The sequence below is a fragment of the Sinomonas sp. G460-2 genome (assembly GCF_047759905.1).
GTDB lineage: Bacteria > Actinomycetota > Actinomycetes > Actinomycetales > Micrococcaceae > Sinomonas.
In genome coordinates this window covers 1-6,292 of record NZ_JBKZWT010000219.1, presented here as the reverse complement: position 1 = coordinate 6,292, position 6,292 = coordinate 1, and the positions used below count along the sequence as shown (strand labels likewise).

The 6,292-nt window shown below is 69.9% G+C and carries 8 protein-coding genes; 5 read left to right on the top strand and 3 right to left on the bottom strand.

What is annotated here, in order from left to right; translation table 11 throughout:
- Positions 1–13 precede the first annotated feature (13 nt).
- Positions 14–721, top strand: a complete 708-nt coding sequence (locus ACLN58_RS16340) for a uracil-DNA glycosylase (RefSeq protein WP_415856312.1) — start codon at positions 14–16, stop codon at positions 719–721.
- A 59-nt stretch (positions 722–780) separates the two neighbouring features.
- Here the strand turns inward: ACLN58_RS16340 and ACLN58_RS16335 are convergent, their stop codons facing one another.
- Entirely contained in the window at positions 781–927 is a 147-nt protein-coding gene (locus tag ACLN58_RS16335) for a hypothetical protein (protein ID WP_415856311.1), read from the bottom strand.
- Positions 928–989: 62 nt separating this feature from the next.
- On the opposite strand from ACLN58_RS16335, the gene ACLN58_RS16330 reads away from it, so the two are divergent.
- A complete protein-coding gene (locus ACLN58_RS16330) occupies positions 990–1,388 on the top strand; it encodes an RNA-binding S4 domain-containing protein (protein ID WP_415856310.1) in 399 nt (132 codons plus the stop codon).
- Between the two features lie 18 nt (positions 1,389–1,406).
- Here ACLN58_RS16330 and ACLN58_RS16325 read toward each other — a convergent pair whose 3' ends face one another.
- Positions 1,407–2,624 (bottom strand): aminotransferase class I/II-fold pyridoxal phosphate-dependent enzyme, encoded by a 1,218-nt coding sequence (locus ACLN58_RS16325; RefSeq protein ID WP_415856309.1) that lies wholly within the window; start codon positions 2,622–2,624, stop codon positions 1,407–1,409.
- 117 nt (positions 2,625–2,741) lie between these two features.
- Here ACLN58_RS16325 and ACLN58_RS16320 point away from each other — a divergent pair, with 117 nt between their 5' ends.
- The 3 genes from ACLN58_RS16320 to ACLN58_RS16310 all read left to right on the top strand — a co-directional run bounded on the left by ACLN58_RS16320 (position 2,742) and on the right by ACLN58_RS16310 (position 5,980).
- A complete protein-coding gene (locus ACLN58_RS16320; RefSeq protein WP_415856308.1) occupies positions 2,742–3,563 on the top strand; it encodes an oxidoreductase in 822 nt (273 codons plus the stop codon).
- Positions 3,564–3,623: 60 nt separating this feature from the next.
- The gene (locus ACLN58_RS16315; protein WP_415856307.1) at positions 3,624–4,139 is read left to right on the top strand and encodes a hypothetical protein; all 516 of its coding nucleotides are present in this window, start codon (positions 3,624–3,626) and stop codon (positions 4,137–4,139) included.
- 248 nt (positions 4,140–4,387) lie between these two features.
- Positions 4,388–5,980 (top strand): APC family permease, encoded by a 1,593-nt coding sequence (locus tag ACLN58_RS16310; protein ID WP_415856306.1) that lies wholly within the window; start codon positions 4,388–4,390, stop codon positions 5,978–5,980.
- 9 nt (positions 5,981–5,989) lie between these two features.
- Here the strand turns inward: ACLN58_RS16310 and ACLN58_RS16305 are convergent.
- Positions 5,990–6,292 (bottom strand): hypothetical protein (locus ACLN58_RS16305; RefSeq protein WP_415856305.1); only part of this gene is annotated, 303 nt, incomplete at its 5' end.

Here is a 6,292-nt window from a genome sequence, read left to right as displayed (position 1 = left end):
GCAGTCCGAGACCATGCAGCCCTCGGCCCCGCAGCCCGATGCCCCCTCCCTCGAGGAGGACCCCTCCGAGGCGAGCGAGGCACCCGAGCCGATCGCCGCCGTCGTCCGCGCGGCCGCTCCGCTCACGGATCCGCTGTTTGCGCCGGCCATCGCGCCGGTCAACGAGCACGTCGACTTCCTGCGGAAGCTGCGTCCCGGGTTCGAGGTTCCCTACGTGGACCCGATGCACTCTGCCGAGGAGTGCCGCATCGTGAGCCTGTTCTCCAACACGGGCGAGGCGAACCCGCGCGGCTTCGTGTGGGCGGGCGACGACGCGGCCGCGACGCGCCTGCTCGGCCTCCAGTACCAGCTCGGGCTGCGGCCGGAGTGGACAGTGCCGTGGAACGCCTACCCGTGGTTCACCCCGGGCGAGGCGAACGGCAAGCTGACCCCCGAGCAGGTTCAGGCCGGGCTCAAGCCGCTGCTCGCGCTGCTCAAGCTCCTGCCGCGCGCGTCGGCGATCGTGGCGCACGGGCCCGAGGCCAATCGGCTCGCGCAGCAGCTCCTCAAGACCGGCAACCCGCTCATCTGGCGCCGAGGCCTCAAGGTCTACAAGGCGCGGTCACTGCATGGGCGCGCGTTCGCGGGCTCGAAGGAGCGGCAGACCGAGTGGCTCATTGAGATGGGCACAGCATACGCGGACGCGATGGCTCGCGCCGGGGTGCAGCTGCGCCGCGCCTAGGCCACGCGGGGAGAATGAACGCCCCGCCCACCCGTACTCGGGTGCCGCGGGGCGTGCCGTCAGCGGTTGGTCCGGGGCTTGCGGAGATGGGCCACGGGATCCGCGTTCAACGCGACATCGCGTTTGGCCCGCTTTTCAGCCCTCTGCTCCTTGATGGACTTCGAGGGCTTCTTGTGCTGGTCCTGATGTGGCTGCTTGTCAGGCATGTCGGCTCCTAACCGGTGTTCCCCCCATGCCCCGACGATACGCCGCTAGACTTCTGGGCACCATGGCTTCTTCGCACGCGCCAGCCCCCGCGCCATCTGCCGTTCGCATCGACTCGTGGCTGTGGGCCGTGCGTGCCTACAAGACCCGTTCGGCGGCGACGACGGCGTGCCGCGCGGGGCACGTGCGGCTCAACGGAAACCCCGCCAAGGCGTCCCAGACGGTGGTGCCCGGGGACACGATCCGCATCCGGCAGCCCGGCTTCGAGCGCATCCTCGAGGTGCACGTGCTCATCGTCAAGCGCGTGGGGGCCGAGGCCGCCTCACGTTGCTACACGGACCACACTCCCGAGCGGCCGCCCGTGCCGTTCCTCGGGCTCCCGCAGCGCGACCGCGGGGCCGGGCGGCCCACCAAGAAGGACCGGCGCGAGATGGAGAGGCTGCGCGGCCACCTCGAAGGGTAGGTGACCGACGCGCCTTGCCTACGCCTGCTGGAACCGCAGGATGCGTTCGACGGCGGCGCTCACCGCCGCGGGTCCCGCGGCGAAGCTGAGGCGCACCGAGCGATGGCCGGCCCGCGCGTCGAAATCGGTGCCCGGGACGAGCGCCACGCCCTCGGCCTCGAGCAGCGCGCGGCAGTACTCGCGCGAATCGCCAAAGCGTTCGAGCTGGGAGCCGAGCTCGGCGTAGAGGTAGAACGCGCCGTCGGCCGGTGCCGCCGGGCCCCACCCGAGCGGGCCGAGCCCGTCGAGCAGTGTGCGCCGCGTCTCGGCATACTGGGCGACCCAGGCGTCCGCCTCGGCATAGGAATCGGGGGAGAAGGCCGCGACGGCCGCGAGCTGCGACGGCGCGGGCGGGCAGAGCGCGACGTTCCCCGCAAGGGCGTCGACGGCGGGTGTGAGCTCCTCGGGGAGGAGCATCCAGCCGAGGCGCCAGCCGGTCATGCCCCAGTACTTCGAGAAGCTCGAGACGACGATCGCCTCAGGATCGAGTTCCCACGCGCACACGCCCCGCGGGCTCTCGTAGTCCGCGCCGGCGCCCGGCTCGGGATACGTGATCCCGTGGTAGATCTCGTCGCTGACCAGCCGAGCGCCGTTGGCCGAGCACCAGGAAGCGAGGCCGGCCAGCTCGGCGCGGCTGACCATCGTGCCGGTCGGGTTCGCGGGCGAGGCCACGACAACCCCCGCGAGCGGCCCGCGCTCCCGAGCCGCGGCCTCGAGGAGCTCCGGCGTGGGCTGATACCGGGTCTCAGGCCCGCAGTCCACCTCGACCACCTCGCAGCCGAGCGCCGCGAGGATGTTCCGGTACGCGGGGTAGCCCGGCCGGGCGAGGGCCACCCGGTCGCCGACCTCGAAGGCGGCGAGGAAGCCGAGCACGAACGCGCCCGAGGAGCCGGTGGTCACCGCGACGCGGGCCGGGTCGACGTCCAGACCGTACCAGCGCCGGTAGTGGCCAGCGATCTCAGCACGCAGCTCCGCGGTGCCGAGAGCGGGCGTGTACGTGAGGGCGCGGCCCGAGGCGTGGAGTTCCGCCGCCCTCGCCGAAACCGCGGACGGCGCGCCGCCCGACGGTTCGCCCGCGCACAGGGAGACGACGTCGCGGCCCGAGGCGCGGAGTTCGTCGACCCGCGCGAGGATGTCCATGACCGCGAACGGCGGGACGTTGGAGCGCGACGAGGCGGCGAGTCTGCGGTGGCTCATGGGCCCCAGCTTGTCACACGGTGGCTCGTCGAAGGTGAGGACGGGACCCCGCAACGGTGGGACGGGGTGGGCCGTGGGCGGTGTTGGCTGTCGGAGCCGTCGGGTAGCGTGAGGACCATGCAGCAGGTTGCCCTCGTAACAGGCGCGTCCAGCGGGATCGGCGAGGCCACCGTGCGTGCGCTCCTCGGCGCAGGCTTCACGGTGTACGCCGCGGCGCGGCGCGTGGAACGTATGCAAGGTCTTAAGGACGACGGCGCGCGGATCCTCGCGATGGACGTCACCTCCGACGAGTCCATGACAGCAGGCGTCCGCCAGATCATCGACGAGGCGGGGCAGATCGACGTCCTCGTCAACAACGCCGGCTACGGCTCCTACGGTGCGCTCGAACACGTGCCGATCGACGAGGCCAGGCGGCAGTTCGAGGTCAACGTGTTCGGGCTCGCGCGGCTCACTCAGCTTGTCCTGCCGGGCATGCGGGATCGCCGCTCGGGCACGATCGTGAACATCTCCTCGATCGGCGGGAAGTTCTACGAGCCGCTCGGCTCCTGGTACCACGCGGCCAAGTTCGCGGTCGAGGGCCTCTCCGATTCGCTTCGAATGGAGCTCAAGCCGTTCGGCGTCCGCGTGGTGCTCATCGAGCCCGGGCCGATCATGTCCGAATGGAGCACGATCGCCCGCGAATCCCTCCTCGAGCGCTCGGAGGGCACGCCTTACCAGGAGAACGCCCGCAAGGTCGCGAAGGTCCTCGCGGACTTCGACCGCCCGGGCCGCGCCGGGGTGCCCGAGGAGGTCGCCGGCACCATCGCGCGGGCCGTCCGCGCCAAGAACCCTGCGGCGCGCTACCCGGTGGGCGGCGGCGCGGGATACATCCTCGCGGCGCGCAAGATCCTTCCCGACCGGGCCTTCGACGCGATCGTCGGGGCGCTCTACGGGCACTGAACACGGTCCTTGGACGGGGGTCTCTCATCCAAGGGCGACTGATCCAGAAGGAGAGGACTCATGGAAGAGCTCGACGGCCAGTACAGCGAGGAAGACGACCGTGCGTCCGTGACGTTCGTCCGCTCGTACCCGGTCGCGGCGGAGGCCGTCTGGGCCGCCGTGAGCACGTCGGAGGGGTTCGCTGGGTGGTTCCCCTCCGCCGTCGTCATCGATCACGAAGCACGCACGGTGACGCTGAGCGGCGACCCCAACCAGCCGCCGTCGGTCGAGCGGATCGCGCTGTGGGAGCCGCCGCTGCGGTGGGCCTTCGAATGGGGCGAGGACACGCTCGAGTTCCGCGTCGAGGGCTCCGTGACGGACTCCGAGCTCACGCTGCGCAACTGGCTTGGCGATCGCAACGCCGCCGCGCGCAACGCCGCGGGCTGGCATGTGTGCCTCGCGGAGCTCGCCGCGAGGCTCGGCGGCGGCGAGCCGGGTGGGCCCCACAGCGCGGGGGCGCTCGAGTGGCAGCCGCTCTACGACGGGTACATCCGGGAAGGCCTGCCCTTCGGGGCGCCGATCCCGGGCCACGGCTGATCATTCGGGCCTCTGCGGGCGGAAGAGAACCCGCCGCCGAGCGTGCGGTTGGCTGCGTTTTGATATCGGTCACTCAGATTTTCCAGCGCTTTTCCACAATGTTCGGTAGTGTTCGTCGGGTTAAAGGGGGACCAGTCAGTAGATAAATGACAACCCGCAAGGGAAGGGTCCGAATGGCTCAGAACGTCGTGGTTCAACCGTCCGCACAGGGCGGTCATCCTCTCAAGAGAGTTGTTGGATTTTGGGGGTTGACGTTCGTCTCCCTCGGATCCATCATTGGCTCCGGCTGGCTCTTGGGCGCCTTGGGCGCCGCAAAATCTGCGGGTCCGGCGTCGATCATCTCGTGGCTGCTCGCAGCAGTGCTCCTGCTCATCCTCGCCCTCATCCATGCGGATCTCGGAGCCGCCTATCCCGTGGCCGGTGGCACGGCCCGCTACCCGTACTACGCGTTCGGGGCCTTCGCGGGCTTCACGGCGGGATGGTCCGGGTATCTCCAGGCCGTCATGATCGCGCCCATCGAAGTGGAGGGCGCGATCACCTACCTTGAGAGCGCGCCGTGGGCCTCGGGCCTGGACATGGTCAACAAGGACCAGACCCTCACCGCGACCGGCATCGGGATCGCGGTCGTCGCCCTTGTGGCGTTCACGTTCATCAACCTCATGGGCGCGAAGTGGCTCTCGGACAGCAACATCGCCGTGGTGATCTGGAAGACGGTCGTGCCGGTTATGACGATCGTCGTGATCATCGCGCTCACGTTCCACCCGGGGAACTTCAGCCAGGGCGGCGGCGGATTCGCGCCCAACGGCTTCCACGGCATCTTCGCCGCGCTCCCGCTCGGCGTCGTGTTCGCCCTTCAGGGCTTCGAGCAGGCCGCCCAGATGGCCGGCGAGGCGAAGAACCCGAAGAAGCACGTGGCCCGCTCGATCATCCTCGCGATGTTCATCGGCGCCGTGATCTACATCTTCCTCGAGGTCGCGTTCATCGGCGCGATCGATCCCAACAACATCGCGAAGGGCTGGGACAACCCGCTCGGAGCGGGCAGCTTCGGCCCGTACTACGACCTTGCGGTCGCCGCCGGGGCGGGCTGGCTGGCGTCGGTCCTGCTCATCGACGCGGTTGTCTCCCCCGCGGGAACCGGTCTCGTGTACCTGGGCACCTCGGCCCGTATCTCCTACGCGCTCGGCGAGGATGCGGCCCTGCCGTCCGCGCTCACGAAGGTCAACAAGCGCGGCGTGCCGTGGGTGTCGATCCTCGTGGCCTTCGTCGTGGGCCTCATCGCGCTCCTGCCCTTCCCGAGCTGGCAGGAGCTCGTGGGCCTCATCACGGACGCGACGGCCATCATGTACGCGTTCGGACCGGTGTCCCTCGCGGCGCTGTACCGCAGGCACGCGGGGCGCGAGCACCCGTACCGCGTCCCGATGTCCAGGCTCCTGACGCCGCTCGGCTTCGTGGCCGCGAACCTGATCATCTACTGGTCCGGCTTCGAGGCCATTTGGAAGCTCGTCGTCGCGATCGTGGGAGGCGGCCTCGTCTTCCTCATCGCCGCCGTCGCGCGCAGGGGCCACCGCCAGGCCAAGGACCTCGGGCTCCGCGCCATCGCGTGGGTCTGGCCGTGGCTCATCGGCCTGCTCGTCATCGGTTTCCTAGGCCGCTATGGCAAGGGGGCCCTCAACGTCCTGCCGGAATGGATCGACATCGCCATCGTCGTGGTGTTCAGCATCGTCATGTTCTACGTCGCGGTGAGTCTTGCCATGAAGCCCGAGCAGATCGAGGCGGCCGTGGAGGCCGACGAGTTCGAGCTCGAGGCCATCGACGCGGAGGGTGCAGCGGCCCGCGGCTAGGGGAAGGCCCTAGCCCTCGTCCGAATCCTGAGTGGGGCTCGGCTCCGGGGACTTCTCCTTCTTCTTCGACTTGGTCGGAGTCCCCGGGGTCGAGGGGGTCGCGCTCGGCGTGCTCCGCGAGCCCATGAGAGCCTGGAGATCAACCCGCACGAGGGCCAGCGCCGCGAGGACATCCTGTTTCCTCGCGGCGCTGAGCTTTCCCTGAGTGGCGGCGTCATTGGCCTGCGACTCGATGTTCTGCAGCTCCTGGAGCGCGCTCGCGTAGTGCCCGGCCGCGGCGTCGGTGCGGACCTTCTCGGTCGCGGCCTGCAG